This window comes from Bacillus sp. UNC322MFChir4.1 (genome assembly GCF_000746135.1).
GTDB lineage: Bacteria > Bacillota > Bacilli > Bacillales > Bacillaceae_G > Bacillus_A.
The window spans coordinates 60,480-84,597 of the sequence record NZ_KN050809.1 but is presented as its reverse complement, the minus strand read 5'-3'; the positions used below and the strand labels follow the sequence as shown (position 1 = coordinate 84,597).

Genomic DNA, 24,118 nt, shown 5'->3' with positions numbered 1-24,118 from the left:
GGACAAGAATGAAAAAAGTATTAGCTGGAATCATAGCGTTTATGTTTATATTGTTTCCTGTTCGGATATATGCAGCTAGTTGGAATGAGATAACTGAGTTATTAGATGACTCGTTGCAATTGGTGAAACAAGAAGAGTATGACAAAGCGACGCAACTGTTAACATATTTTTCAAAACAATTTTTAACGATTGATCAAAAAAAGAAAATAGCACCGGAGCATATTCGTGTAATTTCTCTTGCTTATGATAAAGCACTACAATCATTAGAACGACAAGGGATTAATAAACAAATAAAAATAGATGATGTGCTCGCGCTTCGTCTTGTGATGGATGCAGAAGTGTCGAAATATCAGCCGCTTTGGGTGGAACGAGAAGAAAATGTGATGAGTACATTTGGGAAAATTGAAAATGCAATGCAAAAGGAAGAGCATGATCATTTTCAAGAGGCATTAAACGTATTTTTGCATGAGTTTGATATTATTTATCCAAGTTTAATGGTTGATTTGTCTGAAGAAGAGTTGCAACGTGTGAATTCTCATTTGTCATACTTAGATGAATTTCGTTATATGATGATCCAAAATAAGAACGGACAAACGCAAGTGAAAATAATAAAAGATGATTTGACAAAAATTTTTCGTACAGCGAAAAAGGATGAGGTAGATTCTTCACTTATATGGTTTATGACTGTAACGGGTGGAATTATTATTTTTACATTAACTTATGTGGGCTGGAGAAAATATAAAGGAGAAAAAGAAAAACAAAAAAGTACGCTTCATTCCAAAAATAGATAGTTTTTTTCAAACGAAGTGAAAGATAAAAGCTATGTTGTAAGGTTTCTTTGTTGACAATGTTATGGGAAAAAAATAGAATGGTTATTACTATATAATAAAATTCAATGGGAGGTTCATGATGGGTTTCTACTTAATTTACTTTGCTATCATCATGATCATACCGATGTATGCACAGTCTAGAGTACGCAGCGCATATAGTAAATACTCACAAGTGTATTCAACTTCTGGTATGACAGGAGCAGAAGTGGCTCGTAAGATTTTAGATGAGAATGGTTTGTATAATGTAGCGGTAGAGGAAACGCCAGGGCATTTATCTGATCACTATGATCCAAGATCGAAAACAGTTCGTTTATCGACAGGTAACTATTATAGTCATTCTGTTGCTGGTACGGCAGTAGCTGCACACGAAGTTGGACATGCGATTCAAGACGCAAAAGATTATAGTTTTATGAGAGTCCGTCATTCGCTTGTTCCTATCGCAAATTTTGGTTCAAACATGTCGTGGGTTTTTATTATGATTGGTTTGTTTGCACATATGGCAAATTTGTTGTTATTAGGAATTATTTTGATAGCAGGCGGAGTGTTATTCCAGCTTGTTACATTACCAGTTGAATTTGATGCATCAAAACGGGCAATGAAGCAAATTGAAGCGCTTGGTATTGTAACAACGGATGAATATGGTCAAGCTCGTAAAGTATTAAATGCAGCAGCTCTTACGTATGTTGCGGCAGCGGCCGTAGCAGTATTTGAACTGCTTCGTCTCGTATTAATTTATACAGGAATGCAACGTAATGATGATTAAAGGCTATCGATTTTGATAGTCTTTTTCTTTTGGATTTTTGTTTTTATGATTATATAAAAAGGTATAAAAACTTTCTTTTTAGGCGGGGATGAGAGCATCTGGCTGTGCATAGAAACAGTTAGTTCTTTGTTTGTCACATGCAATGTTTAAAACAAAAGGAGCAAGCTAGTAGTGAGTATATTATATTTTGCGTAGCAGCGAATTATAAAGAAAAGCGGAGCCGACTGTTTAGTTTATTTACTTAGAAAATATACGCCGAGCCTATTAAGTACTGAAGGAAGACTACAATTAGCGGAGAAATGTAAGGAAACGGGCAGTTATCATGTTACTTTCAAAGACAGGGTATCGCTTGTGTAATTTGAGTTTTAGGCGGTAGGTTCCATGTTCAAGGACGTTTCAAATTGTACTTTAATAAAAGTATAACATGCAAGAGGTGATAAACATGAAATATCCAGAGCAATTAGTGAAGCAAGCAAGAGAGCGAATGTCTTCCTATCCTGTTGAAGGCTTTGTATATGGACAAGGACCACAAAATCCAAAATTGATGCTTGTAGGAGAAGCGCCGGGTGAAACAGAATTTCATAACGGGATCCCTTTTAGCGGAAGAGCTGGTAAACAGCTTATGGACTTTCTTGAGAGAATTGGTATAACAAGGGAAGAAGTATACATTACGAGTGCAGTACGTAGTCGTCCGTATAAATGGGGCGAGAAACGAGAAAGGAATGGAGAAATTGTGAAGCGTAAGTACAACCGTACGCCAAATCAGCAGGAAATACTTGCTCACGCTTCAATTTTAGATTACGAAATTGAGCATATTCATGCACCTATTATTGTTACACTCGGAAACATTGCCCTCAAACGTTTAGTTGGTTCAGATAAAAAGGTGTCAGAGATGCACGGTCAATTGTTTACGCAACCTGTTCGGCGACTAGAAAATCCTAATAGCACAACCTATACTTGGACAGAGAAAACCTATACAATTTTCCCGACATTCCACCCCGCTTCAATCTTTTATAATCGTAGTTTATTGGATTTGATTCATGAGGATTTAGAAAAGTTGAGGGAGCATATTTAGTTTCATGCTTCGACATCTTTGTCTAGCTCTGCCTCCTAAGCCCTCATGTCTAAGAACCTTCCACACGAGAAGGTAAAAAACATCTTCTGTGTGAAAGACCCTTAGCCAACGGGCCTAAACAGTCGGCTCCGCTTTTCTTTATAAGTCGCTGCTATGTAGAATACAACAGAATTTGCACTCATTTTTTCCTTAAACATGGCTGTGGCAGGAAAAGGATCTGGCCGCTTCTATGTACGGCCAGTTGCTCTCTTCCTCTAAAAAGAGAGGGTTTGTGTTGGTTTTTTAATTAACATTTATATGTTAAGCTACCTTCTTTATCGTTATGCTATTGTTTTATAATCCGATATTATTGTCTTCTTTCTTTTCTTGTAAGTTTAGTATTTGTTTTATGTTGAGAATTAAAGGAATCTAACTTGTTTTTTGCTTTTTTAGATCAAAATAAAAATAAAGATGTATACCATATATACCAAACACAACAGCCAGTAAAGAAAAGATTAAAATTAAGAGGATTGCTAAACCATTTTGCGATAATGAACCTATACATATCTGCCCAATAATATATCCCAGCCCTGAAACATACACAATTGGAGAAATTTTTATGTTGTCTTTTTCCTCATTGTTTAATCGTCTTAAAAAACTTTTTATTCCAAGGGAAATTAGTTTGTAAATTGTAAAAATGTAAAGAGAAAAAGTAACAATAAAAAACAGCGGTGTTTCAATCTTAATAAAAGTATAAGCAAATTTTTGAATCACTATGAAGCTTCCGAAAGAAAAAGTTGCTCCCATGAATCCATTATATAATATGTGTACCAATCTTAACTCATGTGGTTTATGAAAAAATACCCAAATACCCCATATATTAGATATCAAAAGAAAAGGTAAAATTATATATAAATATATGGTAAAGGTCGGAGGAAATAAAAATGGTGTTAAGACCATAAAGTTAATAACAACCCATACCATAATGACACTTGATCTAACACTAAAGGGCATCAATGTTTGCATAATTTGTTCTGTGCTTTTTCCATGATATTTTTCCATATAAATCTCCCCATAAAATTCAACTCGTTTTTCTAGTGCAGAGCCTATGACTGATTATATTGTCTCTTTATAAATCTATTTTCATTTTTCGACATCTTTGTCTAGTTCTGCCTAAACAGTCGGCTCCACTTTTCTTTATAAGTCACCGTTATGTAGAATACAACATGACTTGCATTCATTTTCTCCCTTCGTTTTAAATACCGAATGACCGCTTCTATGCACGGCCAGTTGCGCTCTCCGCCTAAAAGAGGGGGTATAGTGGTATTTATATGTTAAGCTGTCTCTTTATCGTTATGCTTTCGTTTCATAATCTAATAGTGTTGTCTTCTTTCCTTTCTTGTAAGTTTAGGCTTCTTTTGAGAATGTAATATGTTTGAATGTCCTGAAATAATGAATTGTTTTTTGAAATCAAAGTAAAAATACAAATGGGTACTTAGAGCCAGGAAAACAATTGAAACAAATGATAAGATAATGATCAACACAATCGCTATAGATTTTTGGCTCAAAATCCCAATACTAACTTGCCCAATCATATAGCCTAAGCCTGAAAAAAGTACGATTTTAGGAATTTTTACATCTGGATCAGTTATCCCTCTTAAGCGGGCTGTAAAATATTCAATCCAGAATAACTCGGATTTATAAACAATTAAGCCATATGCAATCAGCGATAGGATAAAAAATAAAGGTGACTCTAGTTCTACGAATTCGTAAGCTAACTTTTGAACAGCTATAAAGCTGCAAAATAAAATACTGAATGCGACAAATCCGGAATATAGTAAATGCTGCAATTGAGGCTGCCGAGGCTTATAAATCAAAATCCAAATACTCCATAGATTACATATCACATAAAACGGAAGAGCCGCGTAAGAATATATAGCGTGCGGTGGAAATATGAATAGAATGATGAGTAGAAAAAAATTCATAAAAAACCATACGAAGGCCCCGACAATATTTCTTATATCGTATGGTATTAATATTTGTATACAATCTTCTATGTTGTTGCCGTTATATTTGTCCATTATGCACCTCATGAAAAATAAAAAGATTTTATTTTATTATTTGTATGCATTTTTACCTAACATCCAACCAATTATCGAGTGAACTTTCAATTTTAATCATTGTTTCATGATGAAACAGACTGATTAATACATATACTTCTTTACTTGATAACATAAGAGTTTCAGTAGTCAAATAGCTCCACTCCCTAATGTAATATATAATCTCTAGGAAATATAATACAATAAAAAAACTGGTTTAATCTAGTAATAATTAGTTCTTTAAATCATGAAAATTCTAAAAAGTACGACGGGTAAAGTGACCCAATGAAGGCTTTTTAGGACAATAAAAAACAAAATTTTTCTTTTAAAATTCAAAAAGACAAGAAAGGTTCTCGTGTTCGAAATCTTTTCTTGTCTTTTGTTTAGAAAGAAAATGAGTGATTGCGAAGAATCTACATAATTAATTATGTAACGGGTTTTTATTCTCATCTAATGTAAACCCTTCCCCAACAACATCATGCACATCACTTACAGCAACGAAAGCATGAGGATCAACAGATGTAATAATACTTTTCAGTTTTACGATTTCATTTTTCGCAACAACGCAATATAAAACATGTCGTTCTATTTTTGTGTATGTACCAATTCCTTTTAAGAAAGTTGCTCCGCGGTCCATCTCTGATAATATTTTTTCGGCTATTTCATCATTTTTCTCAGATATAATTGTTGCTCCTTTTGCAGCGTACGCACCTTCTTGCATAAAATCAATGACTTTTGCTCCGATAAAGACAGCAACTAATGTATACATTCCTTCTCGGTATGATAAATATGTAAGGATTGAGATGATAATGACTACGGCATCAAACATAAACATCGTTTTCCCCATACTCCAGCCGATATATTTATGAGCAAGTCGTGCAATAATATCAACACCACCTGTTGTACCACCATACTTGAAAATGATTCCTAATCCAACCCCGATAAATAAACCAGCAAATAAAGCGGCGAGTGTCATATCATTTTGGAGGTTTAAATGTAAATTAAACGCATCATAGCGCTGGAACACCCAAAGAAATAATGAAACACTAAATGTCCCGATTAATGTGTACAAAAATGTTGTACGACCGAGCATTTTCCAACCGATAAAAAAGATTGGTATATTTAAGAGTAAGTTTGTATAGGAAGGATCCAGTGAAAATTGAAAGTAAAGCAGCAATGTAATCCCAGTAAAGCCGCCTTCTGCTAAATGGTTTTCAATATTAAAATTAACGATACCAAATGAGAAAATAGCAGAACCAATTAGGATGAAAAGAATGTTTCGAATTTTTAAATTTAATTTCATGCGAATCCCCCTAGTATGTAGTGATAATCACAGCTTGTTCTTATGGATAGTATACGTAATATATAGAAAAATTGGCAAGAAAACTTCACACATATTAATCATGGAGATAGAGGGAACTGTTCATTCAAGATTAGAAAGGGATTTGTATCCTCAAAAACGTGATAAATAAGCGATAACATTTGTCAAATCGTTATGAATTGGCTAACATGATAATGGAAGGATTAGAGGTGAACATCATGGAACAAAAAACAATGAAAGATCTGCAAAAGGAAGTAGATGCATATATTGGTCAATTTAAAGAAGGATACTTTAGTCCGCTTGCAATGCTAGCTCGTTTGACAGAAGAGATGGGGGAGCTTGCGAGGGAAATTAATCATTATTATGGTGAAAAACCAAAGAAAAGCACAGAAAAAGAGCGTACAATTGAAGAAGAGCTTGGAGATGTATTATTTGTGATGATTTGTATGGCAAATAGCTTAAACATCGATTTAGAAACAGCTCATAATATAGTTATGGAAAAGTTTAATACGCGTGATAAGGATCGCTGGACACGTAAAGAAGAGGGAGAGAAAGAATAATGAAAGAAATTAAAGTAATTATTGCAGGACCGAGAGGCCGTATGGGGCATGAGGCGGTACTTCTTATGGAAAGAACACCGCATTTCAATTTAGTTGCTGCTGTTGATTATAAACATGGTGGCAAGAAAATTTCTGACATTGCTGGATTGCCTAACATAGATGCTCCAATTTATACAGATTTACATACTTGTTTAGATGAAGTAGAAGCGGATGTTTTGCTAGATTTAACAACACCAGAAATCGGAAAAAAACATGTAACACTTGCAGTAGAGCGAGGAATTCGTTCTGTCATCGGAACAACAGGCTTTACAGAAGATGAATTACAACAATTAACAGAAACGGCAAAAGAAAAACAAGTTGGTACAATCATTGCACCAAACTTTGCAGTTGGAGCTGTTTTAATGATGAAGTTTTCGCAAATGGCAGCGAAATATTTCCAAGATGTTGAGATTATTGAATTACATCACGACCAAAAATTAGATGCTCCGTCTGGTACAGCTGTGAAAACAGCGGATTTAATTCGTCAAAATCGTGAGTCAAAACAACAAGGACATCCAAATGAAACAGAACAATTAGAAGGTGCACGCGGTGCAAATGTTGATGGTATTCATATTCATAGCGTACGTTTACCAGGATTAATTGCACATCAAGAAGTACTATTTGGCGGAGATGGACAAATGTTAACAATTCGTCATGATTCTTTTAACCGTGCATCATTTATGTCAGGAGTAAAACTTTCTATTGAAACAGTGATGAACTTAGATCATCTTGTATATGGTTTAGAAAATATTATTGACTAAAGGGGAAAAATGAAGATGAAGATTGCCTTAATTGCCCATGATAAAAAGAAAAATGATATGGTCTCGTTTGCATATGCATACCAACCTATTTTAGAAAAGCATATGTTGTTTGCAACAGGAACGACTGGTCTTCGAATTATGGAGGCGACAGGTATGTCTGTGACAAGATACCAATCTGGTCCGCTTGGTGGAGATCAGGAAATTGGTGCAATGATTGCAAAAAATGATTTAGACATGGTGATCTTCTTCCGTGATCCGTTGACATCACAGCCACATGAACCTGACGTGAATGCACTTCTTCGTTTATGTGATGTATATTCCATTCCGCTTGCAACGAATATGGCAAGTGCGGAGCTTTTAATGCATGCATTAGAGCGTGGCGATTTAGATTATCGAAAGTTACGAAAACGAGGGGAATAACATGAACGGATTACATATATTAGCTTTTGGTGCCCATGCCGATGACGTTGAAATTGGCATGGCAGGCACGATAGCAAAATATACAAAACAAGGATATGAAGTAGGGATTTGTGATTTAACTGAGGCAAATCTTTCTTCTAATGGAACGGTAGAGCTGCGAAAACAGGAAGCAATGAAAGCTGCTCACACACTTGGTGTCAAAAAACGTATGAACTTAGCGATGCCAGACCGAGGCCTCTATATGAAGGAAGAGTATATTCAAGAAATCGTGAAAATCATCCGTACATATAAACCACAAATTGTATTCGTACCATTTTATGAAGATCGTCACCCAGATCATGCGAATTGCGCCAAACTTGTAGAAGAAGCCATTTTCTCAGCGGGAATTCGTAAATATATGCCGGAATTTCCGCCGCATCGTGTGCAATCACTCAATTTTTATATGATTAATGGTTTTCATAAACCAGATTTTTGCATTGATATTAGTTCTTCTATTTCTGACAAGATCGCTGCGTTAGAGGCATATGAAAGTCAATTTACTAAAGGGCCAGGCGGTGTTATGACGCCATTGACGGAAGGATATGTTGAGACAGTTGTAGCACGGGAAAAAATGTTTGGAAAAGAAGTTGGCGTGATGTATGCAGAAGGGTTTATGAGCAAAAGACCAATTCTATTAGATCAAGATTTAATAGGGGGAGTAAAATGAAATTAAAAATAGGGATTACTTGTTATCCTTCTGTTGGCGGTTCTGGAGTGGTTGGAACGGAATTAGGAAAGTTGTTAGCAGAGCGTGGACATGAAATTCACTTTATTACATCAGGATTGCCATTTCGTTTAAATAAAGTATATCCGAATATTTATTTTCATGAAGTAACAGTGAATCAATATTCTGTTTTCCAATACCCTCCGTATGACTTAGCGTTAGCAAGTAAAATGGCAGAAGTAGCACAGAGAGAAAAGTTAGATATATTGCATGTACATTATGCAATTCCGCATGCGGTTTGCGCATATTTGGCAAAGCAAATGATTGGAGAGAATATTAAAATTGTCACGACATTGCACGGAACAGACATCACAGTACTCGGGTCTGATCCTTCTTTAAATAATTTAATTCGTTTTGGAATTGAGCAATCTGATGTTGTGACAGCTGTCTCACATTCACTTATTGAAGAAACGTATGAATTAATAAAAACAAAAAAAGAAATTCAAACAGTTTATAATTTTATTGATGAGCGTGTGTATTTTCAGCGTGATATGTCACAATTAATAAAAGAATATGGTATACAAGAAGACGAAAAAGTATTAATTCATATTTCGAACTTTCGTAAAGTAAAGCGTGTTCAGGATGTTGTGAAATCATTTGCTCTCATTGTAAAACAAGTAAAAGCAAAACTATTACTCGTTGGTGATGGTCCTGAGTTTTGTACCATTGTACAGCTTGTAAAGCATTTAGATATCGAGAATCAGGTTTTATTTTTAGGGAAACAAGATAATGTGGCAGAGCTTTTGGCGATGAGTGATCTCATGCTTCTGTTGTCTGAAAAGGAAAGTTTTGGACTCGTATTACTTGAGGCAATGGCGTGCGGTGTCCCTTGTATTGCTACACGTACTGGCGGGATTCCAGAAGTCATTCAACACGGAGAAACGGGATACATATGTGAAGTAGGAGATATAGAATGCGTTTCGCAGCAAGCTGTGCAGCTTCTTCAAGATGATACATTACATGCTAAAATGGCCGAGCGTTCTATCCAAGTGGCGTATGAACAATTTGGCTCAGAAATGATTGTTTCACAATATGAAGCAATATACTATGACATACTAAGGGATGACAAACATGCAACGATTTAAACGAGCAGCTTCAATTATTAAGACGTTAACAGAGAACGGCTTTGAAGCTTATTTTGTAGGTGGGAGTGTCCGCGATTATATTATTGGTAGATCAATTGGTGATATCGATATTGCGACATCGGCTCTGCCGGAAGATGTAATGCGTCTATTTCCGCGTCACGTTCCTGTTGGAATTGAACACGGGACGGTTATTGTTTTACAAGAAGACATTCCATATGAAGTGACGACATTTCGAACAGAAGGCGATTATGAAGATTTCAGGCGTCCTAGCAGTGTGCAGTTTGTTCGTTCGTTAGATGAAGATTTGCAGCGCCGTGATTTTACAATGAATGCAATTGCAATGAAAGAAACGGGAGAAATCGTTGATTTATTTGGCGGACAAGAAGCGATTGCCAAGAAGGAAATCGCAACTGTTGGAAATTCAGTTGACCGTTTTCAAGAAGATGCTCTTCGAATGATGCGCGGTATTCGCTTTGTTAGTTCACTAGGTTTTACATTAGAAGAAAGAACAAAACAAGCCATTATAGAATATGGACATTTACTAGAACATATCGCAATCGAAAGAATTGCAGTTGAATTTGAAAAGTTACTTGTCGGTACACATTGTGCAAAAGGACTTCAGCTATTAGTAGAAACGAAATTATATGAGCATTTACCTTATTTACAAATGTGCGGAGACTTCATTTCAAAAGCGGCCGAGCATAATTGGAGCTTTTTTAAAAATGATATTGAAGCGTGGGCGTTCTTTTTATATTGTGTTAGAGAAGAACATCCATCTGTTTTTTTACGACAATGGAAATTCTCAAATAAAAAAATTAAAGAGATTGTATCCGTTATATTATATGTAAAAGCACGAGAAAAACAAGAGTGGGATGCATTTTTATTATATAAAGCAGGGAAAGATGTTGCTGTTATGGCGGAGCGCGTATACGAAGGCGTAATGAATACATATTTACATTCGAATGTTGAGCGTGTCGAAAAGGTATATGAAGACTTACCAATTTCAAATCGTCAAGAGTTGCAAGTTAGTGGCAATGATTTATTAGCATGGTCAACGGAACAAGCCGGACCGTGGGTTGCTGATGCATTGCAAAAAATTGAAGAAGAAGTTGTATCCGGACGATTAAAAAATGAGAAAGAGTATATAAAGGAGTGGCTGCATAGATGCAATCTGCTATAAGAAAACAGTTATTGCAAATCCTCTCTGAAGCTAATGATGAGTTTCTATCAGGTCAAACGATTAGTGAGAAGCTTGGATGCTCAAGAACAGCTGTGTGGAAGCACATGGAGGTCCTTAGAGAAGAAGGATATGAGCTAGAAGCTGTAAGACGCTTAGGGTACCGGATTGCAAGTAAACCAGACAAAGTAACGGCAAATGAAATTCAGCTTGGCTTACAAACAGAGTTTCTAGGCCGAACGGTATACTTTGAAGAGTCAGTAACATCTACACAGCAAATCGCAGCTCGTCTTGCTTATGAAGGAGCGGCTGAAGGAACCATTGTTGTTGCAGAGGAGCAAACAGCAGGTCGTGGCCGATTGAGCAGAAAGTGGTACTCACCAAAAGGGACAGGAATTTGGATGAGCATTATTTTGCGCCCGGCAATTCCGATTCATCAAGCACCGCAATTAACATTGTTAGCCGCCGTGAGCGTAGCGCAGGCTATTGAAAAATGCACAAATCTTTCTGTTGGCATTAAATGGCCGAACGATATTTTAATTAATGGGAAGAAAGTAGTTGGCATTTTAACAGAAATGCAAGCAGATCCTGATAAAATTAATGCTGTTATTATTGGAATTGGCATTAATGTGAATCAAAAGCAAGAGCATTTTGCTGAAGATATCCAGCACATAGCTACCTCATTAGCAATTGAATCCGGAAAAATGATTGTACGAGCTGAACTGATGCAGCAAATCTTTTTGCAGATGGAAAAGCTATATAAAGAATATTTAGAACGTGGTTTTTCAGTGATTAAGCTTCTTTGGGAAAGTTACGCTGTGAGTATCGGAAAAGAAATTACAGCGCGGACGATGACAAATACAATTACGGGAATTGCAAAAGGAATTACAGCTGACGGTGTCCTTGTACTTGAAGATCATGACGGGATTGTACATCATATTCATTCCGCAGATATTGAAGTAAAGTGAAACGTTTAGAAGCTATTTTTCATTTCTTTCATATTTATTGTTCATTAGATTTGTATTTATATAGAGCCCTTTGCTAAAAAAAGCAAAGGGCTATTATATGTGAAAATGATTTTCTTTTTTAGAAAAGTATAGCAATTATGTTTTGCTATTTGTTATAATAAGGGCGAATATGGGCAGTATCAATAGGAACTGCACCGCTATGTGGGAAAATCAAAATAAACATGTGGTTCTGCCTTGATCCAAAATAGGACTAGGACAGAGGGATGAATATTGCCGAATGATACTACCCTTCTGCCTTTTTACGGTCAGAAGGGTTTTTTTATATGTTTTTTCATCCGGCCATCTCCTCTCTCCAGATAAAGGAGGAGAAATTCGTGAAAACTGTGACGGATTTTTTGAAAATGAAAGAACAAAATGAGCCGATTGCGATGGTAACTGCGTATGATTATCCATCGGCAAAGTTTGCTGAAGAAGCAGAAGTTGATATGATTTTAGTTGGAGACTCTCTTGGAATGGTTGTGCTCGGATATGATTCAACAATTCCAGTAACAGTTGATGATATGATTCATCATACAAAAGCAGTGCGCCGCGGTGCGAAAAATACATTTGTTGTAACGGATATGCCATTTATGTCTTATCACGTTTCACTGCCAGAAACGATGAATAACGCACGCCGCATTATTCAAGAAAGCGGTGCGCATGCTGTAAAAGTTGAAGGAGCAGATGAAGTTGTATCAATCATTCGTTTCCTTACAAATGCAGGTATTCCAGTTGTAGCTCATTTAGGATTAACTCCGCAATCTGTCGGTGTGCTAGGTGGCTACAAAGTGCAAGGGAAAGATGCAGAAAGTGCGAAAAAATTGCTTGAAGATGCGAAAAGGTGTGAAGAGGCAGGAGCAATTGCACTTGTATTAGAATGTGTACCGATGCAATTAGCGGAACTTGTAACAAAGCAATTAATGATTCCGACTATTGGAATTGGCGCTGGGAATCAAACAGATGGTCAAGTTCTTGTTTATCATGATTTGATTACGTATGGTGTTAATCGTGTTCCGAAATTTGTGAAGCAATATACGTCTGTACAAGAAGAAATTGTAAGAGGAATTGGACAATATGTTCATGAAGTAAAGCTAAGACAATTTCCAGAGAAAGTACATTCGTTTACGATGAAAGAAGAAGAATGTTTAGCGCTATACGGAGGAAAGCAGTAATGAATATTATTACAACAGTGCAAGAGATGCAGCAAATCGCAAGTGAACTTCGTGCAAGTGGAAAGAAAGTTGGATTCGTTCCAACGATGGGGTTTTTACATGAAGGGCATTTGACGTTACTGAGACAAGCGAAAAAAGAAAATGATATTGTTATATTAAGTATATTTGTAAATCCGTTGCAATTTGGTCCGAATGAAGATTTAGACCGTTATCCGCGTGATATTGAGCGCGATGAGCGCTTAGCACGTGAAGTAGAAGTGGATTATTTATTTTATCCAAGTGTTGAAGAAATGTATCCAGAAGAGCGAACAACGAATATTGAAGTGATAAAGCGCACGAATGTTTTATGCGGAAAGCAGCGACCTGGTCATTTTGAAGGCGTTGTAACAGTATTGATGAAGCTTTTCAATATTACAATGCCAAATCGTGCGTATTTTGGGATGAAAGATGCACAACAAGTAGCGGTTATTGAAGGATTTGTTGGTGACTATAATTTTCCTGTTACAATTGTGCCAGTTGACATTGTAAGGGAAGAAGATGGATTAGCACGCAGTTCTCGCAACGTTTACTTATCAGAAAGGGAACGCCAAGAGGCACCGCATTTATATAAAAGCTTATGTATGGCAAAAGAGAAAATCGTTAAAGGAGAACGTAGTCCAGAACAGATTACGAACTTCATTAAAGAATATATTGAAATAAATACACATGGTATGGTCGATTATGCTGATATATATGCGTATCCGAATTTAACTGAGGCCCAGCAAATAAACGGACGTATGATTATTGCAATTGCTGTAAAGTTTGAAAATGCACGACTAATAGATAATATTACATTTACGGTTCAATAAGGGGGAGCAACTATGTTTCGCACAATGATGAGAGCGAAGTTACATCGCGGTACAGTAACAGAAGCAAACTTAAATTATGTAGGAAGTATTACAATCGATGAAGATCTAATGGATGCAGTCGGGATTGTGGAAAATGAGAAAGTACAAATTGTGAACAATAATAATGGTGCACGTCTAGAAACATATGTAATAAAAGGAGAACGAGGTACGGGGGTCATTTGTTTAAATGGTGCAGCTGCTCGTCTTGTTCAACCAGGGGATAAAGTGATTATAATTTGCTACGGACTCGTTTCAGAAGACAAAGTATTAACACATATTCCGAAAATTGCTGTTTTAGATGATAATAATCAAATTGTGGAAATGCTTGGAGCGGAAAAAGCAGGCACGGTTTTATAATGGATAAGAAAAGCTATCTCTGAAAAAAAGAGATAGCTTTTCTTATGGGAAAGCAAAATCATTTCATTTTTCGTATCTTTTCATTAAGATGATGGAAAACGTGGTATAGTAACACTATAGAAATTTTGTTGGGCAAAGGTAAGAAATTGAGGTGTCATTGATGAGTAAGCGTTATGTCGTAGTCGATTTAGAAACGACAGGGAATGCCTGGAAAGATGGAAAAGATAGAATTACTCAAATTGCAGCAGTTGTTGTAGAGGATGGAGAAATTCTTGAAATTTTCTCTTCTTTTGTAAACCCCGAACGGGACATTCCACCATTTATTACAGAATTGACGGGGATTGATGAAACACTTGTGAAACAAGCTCCGTTATTCCGAGATGTGGCGCCGATGATTATTGAACTATTACAAGGTGCGTACTTCGTTGCGCATAACGTTCATTTTGATTGGAATTTTTTGAAAGAAGAATTACGGCTAGCTGGATTCTCAGAAATAACATGTTCGAAAATTGATACAGTTGAGCTGGCGCATATTTTATTGCCAACAGCTGATAGTTATAAATTACGCGATTTAGCCAAAAGGTATGGTTTTGATCATGACCAGCCTCATCGTGCTGATAGTGATGCAATGGCAACAGCAGAGATATTTTTACAATTACTTTCTAAAATGGAAAGTTTGCCACTCGTTACGTTGCAATCGCTATATGAGCTAAGTGATATGTTTCAAAGTAACATTGGAGATATTATGTCTGCATGTATTTTAAATAAAATGATGCATGGAACAGATGATGAGAAGCAATATGACATCTATCGGAATATTGCTTTAGGTAAACGTAATTATACATTGCAGATTGGAGATGATTCTCCTACTGACTTTTCTTCTTTTTTAACAGAAACGATGCACCGATTAAGGGAAGTAATGCCGTCTTTTGAAAAAAGAGAAGGGCAGCAAATGATGATAAATGAGGTTTACGAAGCGCTTCGAGACGCTCGTTTTTCGTTAATTGAAGCAGGAACAGGTACAGGAAAAACGTTAGCATATTTACTCCCTAGTATTTTTTATGCGAAAGAAACAGAACAACCAGTAGTCATAAGCACACAAACGGTGCAGCTGCAGCAACAAATTTTAGCAAAAGAAATCCCGCTGCTGAAAACGATACTTCCGTTTCCATTTGAAGTAGCAATGTTAAAAGGAAGAAAGCATTATTTGTGTTTGCATAAATTTGAGCATGCATTGGGAGAAATTGAAAACAATTATGATAATGCATTAACGAAAGCGAAAATTTTAGTTTGGCTCCTTGATACAGAATCAGGAGATCGAGATGAGCTGAATATTCCAGCTGGCGGGAAGCTATTGTGGGAACGAATTTGCAGTGATGCTCATAGTCCGAGTCGGATGCAAAGCGCCTGGTTTAGCCGCTGCTTTTACCAACGTGCTAAAAACAAAGCGTTATTTGCAGATGTTGTTGTCACAAATCATACGTTGTTATTTCAGGATTTTGCAAGTAGAGAACCATTGCTTGCTTCATGTGAACATATTATCTTTGATGAAGCTCATCATCTTGAGGAAACGGCAAGTAAAGCGTTAGGAGAGCAATTTTCTTGTATGTATTTTCAAATCGTGTTATCACGATTTGGTACGCTAGAAACATCTAATGTATTAGCTAAAGCGTATGATATGATGAAGCAATCACAAACTGCTTCACGTTCTACGTTTCAAACGATTAGCTATATGTTGAAAGAAATAAAGTTTGATGCAGATGAATTATTTCAAATGATGCGCACGTTTATATTTCAAAAAACAAAGCAGGAACATGTATCTGGAAATATCCCGCTTATTTATCGTTATGATGTAAAGAAGGAAAGAGGTAAGCTTTGGCGCAGTATTGTGGAATTAACAGATCGTTTTGTTCACCAATTAGGGCGAGTACTTACGCTATTAGAAAAACAATGTGAAATATTGCAAAAGCAAAGTGAATGGGAACTACATATGGTTACCGGAGAGTTTGTGCATCTTACTGAAGTTCTTTCTAAAATGACCCAATCGTTACGGATACTTATTTTAGAAGAAACGAGCCATGTGACATGGATGGAAGCTGAAACGAAAGGAACTATCCATGCAACGATTTTATACGCGCAGCCCGTTAATATTAGTGATTTATTTGCTGATCAATTTTTGGCGCGAAAACGAAGTGTTATATTTACCTCAGCCACTTTAACGGTAAATGATACGTTTGATTATATAGAAGCGGAGCTTGGTTTAGAGGATTTTACACCAAATACAGTAACGATCCCATCACCGTTTCATTATGAAGAGAAAGTAAAGTTAATGGTTTCAACAGATGTTCCGCATATTAAACATGTAAGGGAAGATGAGTATGTAAAAGCGGTTTCGAACCATATTACAAAAATTGCGAAAGCTACAAATGGTCGAATGCTCGTTTTATTTACATCATACGAAATGTTAAAAGAAGTATATGAGGTATTAAAGAAGATCGATGAGCTAGAAGAATTCCTTTTATTAACACAAAGTGTTCATAACCGTAGTCGCACTAGAATGATTCGAAAGTTTCAAGAGTTTGAAAAGGCCGTTTTATTAGGGACAAGCAGTTTTTGGGAAGGAATTGACATACCAGGAGAAGCGTTAAGTTGTCTTGTTATCGTGCGTCTTCCATTCACATCACCACATCAGCCGATGATGCAAGCGAAAGGTGAACGATTAAAAGAAAAGGGAGAAGATCCATTTACACAACTAGCTCTGCCGCAAGCAATTCTTCGTTTTAAACAAGGGTTCGGCCGTCTTATTCGTACAACAACGGATACAGGAACAGTGTTTGTGTTAGATCGTCGTCTTACTGCATCTTTTTACGGAAAACGATTTCTTCAATCGATTCCAAGTATTCCACTGTATGAAGGACCATTAGACGATTTAATCAAAAAAATGGAGTAAGAGTAGAAATTTCATCAGTAGAGGAACTTGAGATAAATTTATCCCACTTTTTTGGGGGGAATAAGACTCAAAACTAATGAAAATTTCACTTTATAAAAGTTAACGCCTGAAGCACATTTGCTTCAGGCGTAACATGTGGGTAGGAGGAATTTTTATTTTTTCATACATTAAATATAGAAATACAACGGTTTTCGACTTCAAACCTTTTTTTGAAGAACATGTCCTGCTATAATAGATGGGTGATGAAGCAGGGGTTGGAAAGAATGTACCCTTATTGTAACCGCAATGCGTTCTTTTATAATTAGAAATTTTGTGTAACGGAGGAGTTTGCATGGAGAAGAAAATTGAAGTATTATCAACGACGCGTCTGACGTACTCGTCGGATTTATATAAGGTTGTTGATAGTTTAAATCGAACATTAAAAGAAAAAGATCTGATGTTCGGATTAGCATTAGACGAAAATGAAAAAGAGACAGCAATTTTTACGATTTACAGAACGTAGTGATACAATGAAAAAGTGGATTTTGACAATTTTGATTGTAATCGTTGCAATTGTTTTATACGGGGGTCACATTTATAATACGTCTATGGAGAAAAAAGTTCCGAAAGAATCGAAAACAGTTGAGATTGCAAAGGAAAAAGCAAAACTCACAAACGTAACAAAAATCGATTATTATAACGGCAAAACTCCATATGAAGTTGTACAAGGTGTGAATGAAAAAGGAGAACAATATATCGTTTGGGTGCCTGAGAAAAAAGGAGAAATTTTGGTGCAAAAAGCAAGCAAAGGTATCTCTGAAAAAGAAGCATTGCAAATTGTTGCAAAGGAACGAAAACCAAAGCAATTTGTCAAAGCAAAATTAGGCGCCGAAAACAATGTTCCATTATGGGAAGTTACATATATTGATGATGAAAATCGTTATACTTACTATTATCTTGCTTTTCAAGATGGTAAGTTTTTGAAACGATATAGTATTGAAAAATAAGTGCAGGGGGAACTCAGGATGAAATTAGCAAAGCGAGTAGCTGCTCTAACACCATCTTCAACGTTAGAAATTACAGCAAAGGCACAAGCGTTAAAAGCGGAAGGACATGATGTGATTGGCTTAGGAGCAGGAGAGCCTGACTTTAATACGCCAGAGCATATTATAGAGGCTGCTTATAAAGCGATGTTAGAAGGTTATACAAAATATACACCAACTGGTGGATTAGCTGCGCTAAAACAAGAAATTATCAAAAAATTTGAGCGTGACCAAGGCATATCTTATGAACCATCTCAAATTATTGTATGTAACGGTGCAAAACACGCTTTATATACGTTGTTTCAAGTGTTACTTGATGAAGGTGATGAAGTTATTATTCCAACTCCGTATTGGGTAAGCTATCCAGAACAAGTGAAGCTTGCAGGCGGAGAGCCAGTATATGTAGATGGTTTGGAAGAAAATCATTACAAAATAACACCGGAGCAATTACGTCAAGTAATTACAGAGAAAACGAAAGCTGTAATTATTAACTCACCTAGCAACCCAACAGGGATGATTTATAGTAAAGAAGAGCTACAACAGCTTGGACAAGTATGTTTAGAGCATGACATTTTAATCGTTTCTGATGAAATTTATGAGAAGTTAATTTATGGCGATGCCGAGTATACATCAATTGCTCAGCTTTCTAACGAATTACAAGAACAAACGCTTATTATTAACGGTGTATCAAAATCGCATTCGATGACAGGATGGCGTATTGGCTATGCAGCAGGTAATAAAGAACTCATTAAGGCAATGACAAACTTAGCGAGTCACAGCACGTCAAACCCTACTTCAATTGCACAGTACGGAACGATTGCTGCTTATGCTGGTGATCAACAGCCTGTAGAAATCATGCGCAGAGCATTTGAAGAACGACTAAATATCGTGTATGATAAGCTAATTCAAATTCCTGGGTTCACTTGTATTAAACCACAAGGAGCATTCTATTTGTTCCCCAATGTAAAAGAAGCAGTCGCATTAGCTGGTTATGAAACGGTTGATGAATGGGCAAAAGCGTTGTTAGAAGAAGAAAAAGTTGCTCTTGTTCCAGGAACAGGATTCGGAGCACCGAACAATGTTCGTTTATCGTATGCGACTTCACTAGAACAGCTAGAGAAAGCGTTAGAACGTATTCATAGATTTATGAAGAACAAAATGGAAGGCTAAGCACAGTTCTTTCATTCTGACTTCTACAAACTGTTTTTTTATTCGACAGTTCAAATGATACCTCCCTATATGAAAGGGAGGTTTTTTTGACGAATTGTGCCAAAAAGAAATACGAAAAGGTGTGTTATACTAGAAAGCGAGGTGTTTGAATATGAAGAAGAAAATCATGTTAGAATGGTTTGAACAAGGTAGTATTGCGATTCCAAAATTATTAATGATGCATTACAAAAAACTTGGTTTAAACGAAATTGAGTTTATGGTACTTTTGCATGTACACACATTTTTAGAATCAGGAAACTCTTTTCCGACACCAGGAGAAATTGCAGAGCGAATGACGATTACACAAACAAAGTGTATGGAGATTATTCAGGCGTTAATTCAGAAAGGTTTTTTAGCTTTAGAAGGAGGCCGGAAACCTGCGGCAATGATTTGTGAAAGTTATTCACTCCAGCCTCTTTGGGAAAAAATATTACATTTTTTAATGAGTGAAAACATTGAAGAGGAAGAGCGAGAACAAAAACAATTACAAATAAATTTATATACAGTATTTGAGCATGAATTTGGCAGACCTTTATCTCCATTTGAGTGTGAGACGTTAGCGATGTGGCAAGATCAAGATCATCACGATCCTCTTTTAATTCAAGCAGCCCTTCGCGAAGCCGTTATGAGTGGAAAACTGAACTTCCGTTATATTGATCGTATCCTGTTTGAATGGAAGAAGAACGGTATTAAGACAGTCGATCAAGCACAAAATCAAGGCCGGAAATTTAGAGAAAGTCAACAGCGGAATCAGCAAGTATCACGCCAAGAAACGAAGTATACTGGAAAAGTACCATTTTATAATTGGTTAGAGCAGTAATGGTAGGAGGAAATAATGCTAAATAAAACACAAATTAGACACTGTCTCGATGTAATGGGAGAGATGTATCCGGAAGCACATTGTGAACTGAATCATGACAACGCATTTGAACTTGTTATTGCGGTTGCGCTATCTGCACAGTGTACAGATGTTTTAGTAAATAAAGTAACAAAAAGTTTATTTCAGAAATATAAAACACCAGAAGATTATTTAAAGGTGTCTTTAGAAGAATTGCAGCAAGATATTCGCTCGATTGGTTTATACAGAAATAAGGCGAAAAATATTCAAAAGCTATGTCATATGCTTATTGATGAATATGGCGGAGAGGTGCCGCAAGACCGAGATGAATTAACGAAGTTACCAGGTGTAGGACGAAAAACAGCAAACGTTGTTGTCTCTGTTGCATTTGGTGTTCCAGCAATTGCAGTTGATACGCACGTAGAGCGCGTAAGTAAGCGACTTGCCTTATGTAAATGGAAAGATTCTGTGTTAGAAGTAGAAAAGACGTTAATGAAGAAAGTACCGATAGAAGAGTGGGGCGTAACACATCACCGCATGATATTCTTTGGGCGTTATCACTGTAAGGCACAGCGTCCGCAGTGTGAAGAATGCCAGCTATTAGAGTTATGTCGCGAAGGAAAGAAGCGCATGAAGGAGAAGGAAAAGAAATGAAGCAAGTACTTGAAATACCGAATGACTTTCGGTGCAACCCTTTCTTTGAAGACATGAATGTCATCGAATACAATGCAGAGAAATCATTTGGAGAGCTTTTAGAGGAGACGTGCTTTTTCTTTGATATTGAGCAGGGATATAAGCCATGGAATGAGATAGAAATGAGCATTCCTACTGTATTAGGTTTATGGAAAGAACAAAAAGAAGAGATTTCTATGTTATTTCGAAATCGAAACAAAAAAGAAGCGAAAGATCCGATGGTACAATTTGCAGGACATCTTTTATCCATTTTACACTGGATGAATGGAACATCTGTTACAAGTTTACAAAATATGAGTGAACAAATCGCCAGACTTGAGAAAAAGCCAGTTAACTTTTTAGAACGATTTTCATTCATTATGAATAAGCCAAATCATTACCATTCCTTCATTCAGCTCACACAGTTATATGAAGAAATGGAAAAGTTATATGTAAAAGCACTTATTATGCAAAAGAAGCCATCTTCCCGTTAGGGAGATGGCTTCTTTTTTTACTATCATAATTACTGAGTATTTGCTGGTGGAACTAGAGGCTTATCAACTGGTGGTTTTTTTTCTTCTTCAGCTTTCTTTTTAGCCTCTTCTTCAGCTTTTCTCTTAGCTTCTTCTTCTGCTTTTTTCTTAGCGTCATCATCAGCTTTTTTCTTAGCCTCTTCTTCAGCTTTCTTTCTTGCATCATCATCGGCTTTTTGCTTAGCGTCATCATCAGCCTTTTTCTTAGCTGCGTCATCATCAGCTTTTTTCTTAGTATCATCACCGCCAGGTACGACTACGGTTTTAGTTGCTGGGGTACTAGTACCACCAGTCTTTTTCGCAACAAGTGAGATCGTATAAGTAGCGCCAGGTTTGACACCGCTAATTGTTGCACTTGTACCACTTATTTGTGGACTGCCGCCAGACCCGTCACTACCTTTATAGCTTACAGAATAAGATACGTCTGAATCGTCTGAAGCTGACCAACTTAAAGCAATGGATTGCGATGCAGCATCATATGAGGCATTTAAAGATGGTGCATCTACATTGATTTTTGGAATATCATCTTTTTTTGCACCTTTAACATAAAGTTCGTTACCGATGCGTTCTACACTACTTGGCATTTCAAAGCGAGATGTATCACTTCCAAATTCACTCATCATCGCTTTAAATATACGCTGTGCGATAGGTGATGTATTTTTGTCAATATAGCCTTCACTTGGTTTGTCATACCCTGTCCATACAGCCATCGTATATTGTGGTGTAAAACCTGCAAACCAACTATCAGGACTTGCGGAATCAGGGAAATCGTATTTCCTAAGGTCTTCTGTAGAATAGTTTGTTGTTCCTGTTTTACCAGCAACGTCTAATGAAGGAATATTTGCCGCTTTACCAGTACCAGTACTAGATTTTACAACACTACGCATCATATCAGTAACCATGTATGCTGTAGAATCCTTCATCACTCGTTTTCCTTTTGGAGTAAAGTTTACTTCTTTCCCATCTGGATAGACAACTTTTGTGACGAAATGTGGTTTATGATATATACCGCCACTTCCGTAAGCTGCATATGCTCCTGCAACTGTGAGTGGAGAAGCTCCATTACTACCAATTGCTGATGATTCTACAGCGCCATCTTTTCCAAAAGTAAAACCAAGTCCTTCAGCGAAAGCTTGTGCTTTATCTCGTCCGACTTCATTCGCGATTTTTACAGCTGGAACGTTTCGTGATTGCGCTAATGCTTCACGCATAGACATTGTACCTTTATGACCGTTGTCAAAATTTCGTACTTCTCGTTTTCGGTCTGTTTCATAATAGTATGTTGAGTCATCAACTTGGTGATACGTAGACCATTGTTTGTATTCAACAGCAGGGCCGTAGTCAAAAATCGGCTTCATTGTTGAACCAACTTGGCGCGTTGTCGTATCAACAGCTATATTATGTCCTTTAAATGTTGCTTTATTTTCACCGCGTCCGCTACCGAGTGCACGTACTGCGCCTGTTTCAGTATCCATAAATGCGAATGCACCTTGGAATTTTTCATCAGGATAGTTAATGATCTCTTCAGTGTTCAACATTTTATCCGCAAAATCTTGAGCTTTTGTATCTAATGCTAAATAGATATTAAGACCATCAGAACCAATGTTCACATCTTTAATTTCTGACTCGATTTCTTTTACAGCAGCATCAAAATATGCTTGATACGGCATTTGTGTTGCTTCTTGAGATGGTTGAAGACCTTCTGTTACCGGGATTTTCTTAGCATCGTCCATCTCTTGCTTTGTAATATAGCCATGTCTGTTCATTAAATATAATACTGTGTCGCGTCGCTCTGTCGCAGCCTTCACATTTTGCGGCTTCGTAGGATCATAATTATTAGGACCTTGTGGTAATCCTGCAAGCATCGCTGCTTCGTGTAATTTTAAATCTTTTAAATCTTTTCCGTAATAATTTTGCGCAGCAGTTGCAATTCCGTAAGAACGGTTACCTAAGTTAATTTTGTTTAAGTACATTTCTAGAATTTCATGTTTTGAATATTGCTGCTCTAGCTTGTAAGATAAATACCATTCTTGTACTTTACGTTCTGCTGTTTTTTTCCTCGTCAAGAAATAGTTTTTAATAACTTGTTGTGTAATAGTACTACCGCCTTGAGAACCAAAATCACCTGTCACGTTTTCGAAGATTGCTTTTGTAGTTCGCTTAAAATCAATCCCATTGTGCTCGTAAAAGCGTGAATCCTCTGTAGCTAGGAAGGCACTTTCAACTACTTTTGGAACTTGGTCATATGTGACATTCGTTCGCTTCTCAGCGCCGTATTCATATATGAACTTTCCGTCTTTATCATAAAACTTTGTTGATAATGGATTTACAAGTTTTGCTTTATCTAGTTTTGGAGCATCTTTTACCATAACAAAGAAAGCAGAAACTCCAGCTACTAGTGTCACAATGCCGATCAATAAGCAAGCGATTAGAAATTTACGTAGAAAAGAACCTTTTTTCTTTGGTTTCTCTTGTTTAGGATGTTCTTGCTTCTGTTTTTGAACTTGTTTTCGTTCTTCACGAGAACGATAATTTTCTGACATTATACTTTCTCCTACCTTTCATTTTCTCCCCAAAAGTCGAAAAATGAGCCTTATTG

Annotated in this window: 23 protein-coding genes and 1 pseudogene; 20 read left to right on the top strand and 4 right to left on the bottom strand. The window is 36.7% G+C overall.

What is annotated here, in order from left to right:
* The first annotated feature begins 8 nt into the window (after window positions 1-8).
* The 3 genes from ypjB to BR72_RS17655 all read left to right on the top strand — a co-directional run bounded on the left by ypjB (window position 9) and on the right by BR72_RS17655 (window position 2,668).
* Entirely contained in the window at window positions 9-791 is a 783-nt protein-coding gene (gene ypjB / locus BR72_RS17665; RefSeq protein WP_035435040.1) for a sporulation protein YpjB, read from the top strand.
* Between the two features lie 118 nt (window positions 792-909).
* The gene (locus BR72_RS17660) at window positions 910-1,593 is read left to right on the top strand and encodes a zinc metallopeptidase (protein WP_035435039.1); all 684 of its coding nucleotides are present in this window, start codon (window positions 910-912) and stop codon (window positions 1,591-1,593) included.
* Between the two features lie 433 nt (window positions 1,594-2,026).
* Window positions 2,027-2,668 (top strand): uracil-DNA glycosylase, encoded by a 642-nt coding sequence (locus tag BR72_RS17655; RefSeq protein WP_035435631.1) that lies wholly within the window; start codon window positions 2,027-2,029, stop codon window positions 2,666-2,668.
* 408 nt (window positions 2,669-3,076) lie between these two features.
* Here BR72_RS17655 and BR72_RS17650 read toward each other — a convergent pair whose 3' ends face one another.
* The 3 genes and pseudogenes from BR72_RS17650 to BR72_RS17640 all read right to left on the bottom strand — a co-directional run bounded on the left by BR72_RS17650 (window position 3,077) and on the right by BR72_RS17640 (window position 6,049).
* Window positions 3,077-3,709 carry a hypothetical protein gene (locus BR72_RS17650; protein WP_035435037.1) on the bottom strand — a complete coding sequence of 211 codons (633 nt, stop codon included), beginning with the start codon at window positions 3,707-3,709 and terminating at the stop codon, window positions 3,077-3,079.
* A gap of 320 nt (window positions 3,710-4,029) precedes the next feature.
* Window positions 4,030-4,740, bottom strand: a pseudogene (locus tag BR72_RS17645) (hypothetical protein); the annotation flags it as partial.
* A 427-nt stretch (window positions 4,741-5,167) separates the two neighbouring features.
* Window positions 5,168-6,049: a YitT family protein gene (locus tag BR72_RS17640; RefSeq protein WP_035435033.1), complete on the bottom strand. Its 882-nt coding sequence runs from the start codon at window positions 6,047-6,049 to the stop codon at window positions 5,168-5,170.
* Between the two features lie 236 nt (window positions 6,050-6,285).
* On the opposite strand from BR72_RS17640, the gene BR72_RS17630 reads away from it, so the two are divergent.
* From BR72_RS17630 to BR72_RS17555, 17 genes are all read left to right on the top strand, one after another.
* Window positions 6,286-6,627, top strand: a complete 342-nt coding sequence (locus BR72_RS17630) for a nucleotide pyrophosphohydrolase (protein ID WP_035435029.1) — start codon at window positions 6,286-6,288, stop codon at window positions 6,625-6,627.
* Window positions 6,627-7,427, top strand: a complete 801-nt coding sequence (gene dapB, locus BR72_RS17625; RefSeq protein ID WP_035435028.1) for a 4-hydroxy-tetrahydrodipicolinate reductase — start codon at window positions 6,627-6,629, stop codon at window positions 7,425-7,427. Before BR72_RS17630 ends, dapB begins: the two co-directional genes overlap by 1 nt.
* 15 nt (window positions 7,428-7,442) lie before the next feature.
* A complete protein-coding gene (gene mgsA, locus BR72_RS17620) occupies window positions 7,443-7,847 on the top strand; it encodes a methylglyoxal synthase (protein ID WP_020059582.1) in 405 nt (134 codons plus the stop codon).
* Window position 7,848: 1 nt separating this feature from the next.
* Window positions 7,849-8,553 carry a bacillithiol biosynthesis deacetylase BshB1 gene (gene bshB1, locus BR72_RS17615; RefSeq protein ID WP_035435025.1) on the top strand — a complete coding sequence of 235 codons (705 nt, stop codon included), beginning with the start codon at window positions 7,849-7,851 and terminating at the stop codon, window positions 8,551-8,553.
* The gene (gene bshA / locus BR72_RS17610; RefSeq protein ID WP_035435023.1) at window positions 8,550-9,695 is read left to right on the top strand and encodes an N-acetyl-alpha-D-glucosaminyl L-malate synthase BshA; all 1,146 of its coding nucleotides are present in this window, start codon (window positions 8,550-8,552) and stop codon (window positions 9,693-9,695) included. Before bshB1 ends, bshA begins: the two co-directional genes overlap by 4 nt.
* Window positions 9,682-10,875 (top strand): CCA tRNA nucleotidyltransferase, encoded by a 1,194-nt coding sequence (locus BR72_RS17605; protein ID WP_035435021.1) that lies wholly within the window; start codon window positions 9,682-9,684, stop codon window positions 10,873-10,875. The genes bshA and BR72_RS17605 overlap by 14 nt, the downstream gene beginning before the upstream one ends.
* Complete coding sequence (locus BR72_RS17600; RefSeq protein WP_035435018.1) at window positions 10,860-11,840, top strand: biotin--[acetyl-CoA-carboxylase] ligase; 981 nt, start codon at window positions 10,860-10,862, stop codon at window positions 11,838-11,840. Before BR72_RS17605 ends, BR72_RS17600 begins: the two co-directional genes overlap by 16 nt.
* A 374-nt stretch (window positions 11,841-12,214) precedes the next feature.
* Window positions 12,215-13,051: a 3-methyl-2-oxobutanoate hydroxymethyltransferase gene (gene panB, locus BR72_RS17595; protein WP_035435016.1), complete on the top strand. Its 837-nt coding sequence runs from the start codon at window positions 12,215-12,217 to the stop codon at window positions 13,049-13,051.
* Window positions 13,051-13,899: a pantoate--beta-alanine ligase gene (gene panC / locus BR72_RS17590; protein ID WP_035435014.1), complete on the top strand. Its 849-nt coding sequence runs from the start codon at window positions 13,051-13,053 to the stop codon at window positions 13,897-13,899. Before panB ends, panC begins: the two co-directional genes overlap by 1 nt.
* 12 nt (window positions 13,900-13,911) lie before the next feature.
* Window positions 13,912-14,295 (top strand): aspartate 1-decarboxylase, encoded by a 384-nt coding sequence (gene panD / locus BR72_RS17585; RefSeq protein ID WP_035435011.1) that lies wholly within the window; start codon window positions 13,912-13,914, stop codon window positions 14,293-14,295.
* A gap of 160 nt (window positions 14,296-14,455) precedes the next feature.
* The gene (dinG, locus tag BR72_RS17580; RefSeq protein ID WP_035435009.1) at window positions 14,456-17,245 is read left to right on the top strand and encodes an ATP-dependent DNA helicase DinG; all 2,790 of its coding nucleotides are present in this window, start codon (window positions 14,456-14,458) and stop codon (window positions 17,243-17,245) included.
* A gap of 331 nt (window positions 17,246-17,576) precedes the next feature.
* A complete protein-coding gene (locus BR72_RS25835) occupies window positions 17,577-17,747 on the top strand; it encodes a YpmA family protein (RefSeq protein WP_081904925.1) in 171 nt (56 codons plus the stop codon).
* A gap of 7 nt (window positions 17,748-17,754) precedes the next feature.
* Window positions 17,755-18,231, top strand: a complete 477-nt coding sequence (locus BR72_RS17575) for a cell wall elongation regulator TseB-like domain-containing protein (protein WP_035435006.1) — start codon at window positions 17,755-17,757, stop codon at window positions 18,229-18,231.
* A gap of 18 nt (window positions 18,232-18,249) precedes the next feature.
* Window positions 18,250-19,437, top strand: coding sequence for a pyridoxal phosphate-dependent aminotransferase (locus tag BR72_RS17570; RefSeq protein ID WP_035435005.1), 1,188 nt, complete (start codon window positions 18,250-18,252; stop codon window positions 19,435-19,437).
* Window positions 19,438-19,588: 151 nt separating this feature from the next.
* Window positions 19,589-20,296 carry a DNA replication protein DnaD gene (gene dnaD, locus BR72_RS17565; protein ID WP_035435004.1) on the top strand — a complete coding sequence of 236 codons (708 nt, stop codon included), beginning with the start codon at window positions 19,589-19,591 and terminating at the stop codon, window positions 20,294-20,296.
* A 15-nt stretch (window positions 20,297-20,311) separates the two neighbouring features.
* On the top strand, window positions 20,312-20,968 hold the full coding sequence (gene nth, locus BR72_RS17560; RefSeq protein ID WP_035435002.1) for an endonuclease III: 657 nt from the start codon (window positions 20,312-20,314) through the stop codon (window positions 20,966-20,968).
* Window positions 20,965-21,480 carry a YpoC family protein gene (locus tag BR72_RS17555; protein WP_035435000.1) on the top strand — a complete coding sequence of 172 codons (516 nt, stop codon included), beginning with the start codon at window positions 20,965-20,967 and terminating at the stop codon, window positions 21,478-21,480. Before nth ends, BR72_RS17555 begins: the two co-directional genes overlap by 4 nt.
* Window positions 21,481-21,509: 29 nt before the next feature.
* On the opposite strand, the gene BR72_RS17550 is transcribed toward BR72_RS17555, so the two are convergent.
* Window positions 21,510-24,062: a penicillin-binding protein 1A gene (locus tag BR72_RS17550; RefSeq protein ID WP_035434998.1), complete on the bottom strand. Its 2,553-nt coding sequence runs from the start codon at window positions 24,060-24,062 to the stop codon at window positions 21,510-21,512.
* Window positions 24,063-24,118: the final 56 nt, after the last annotated feature.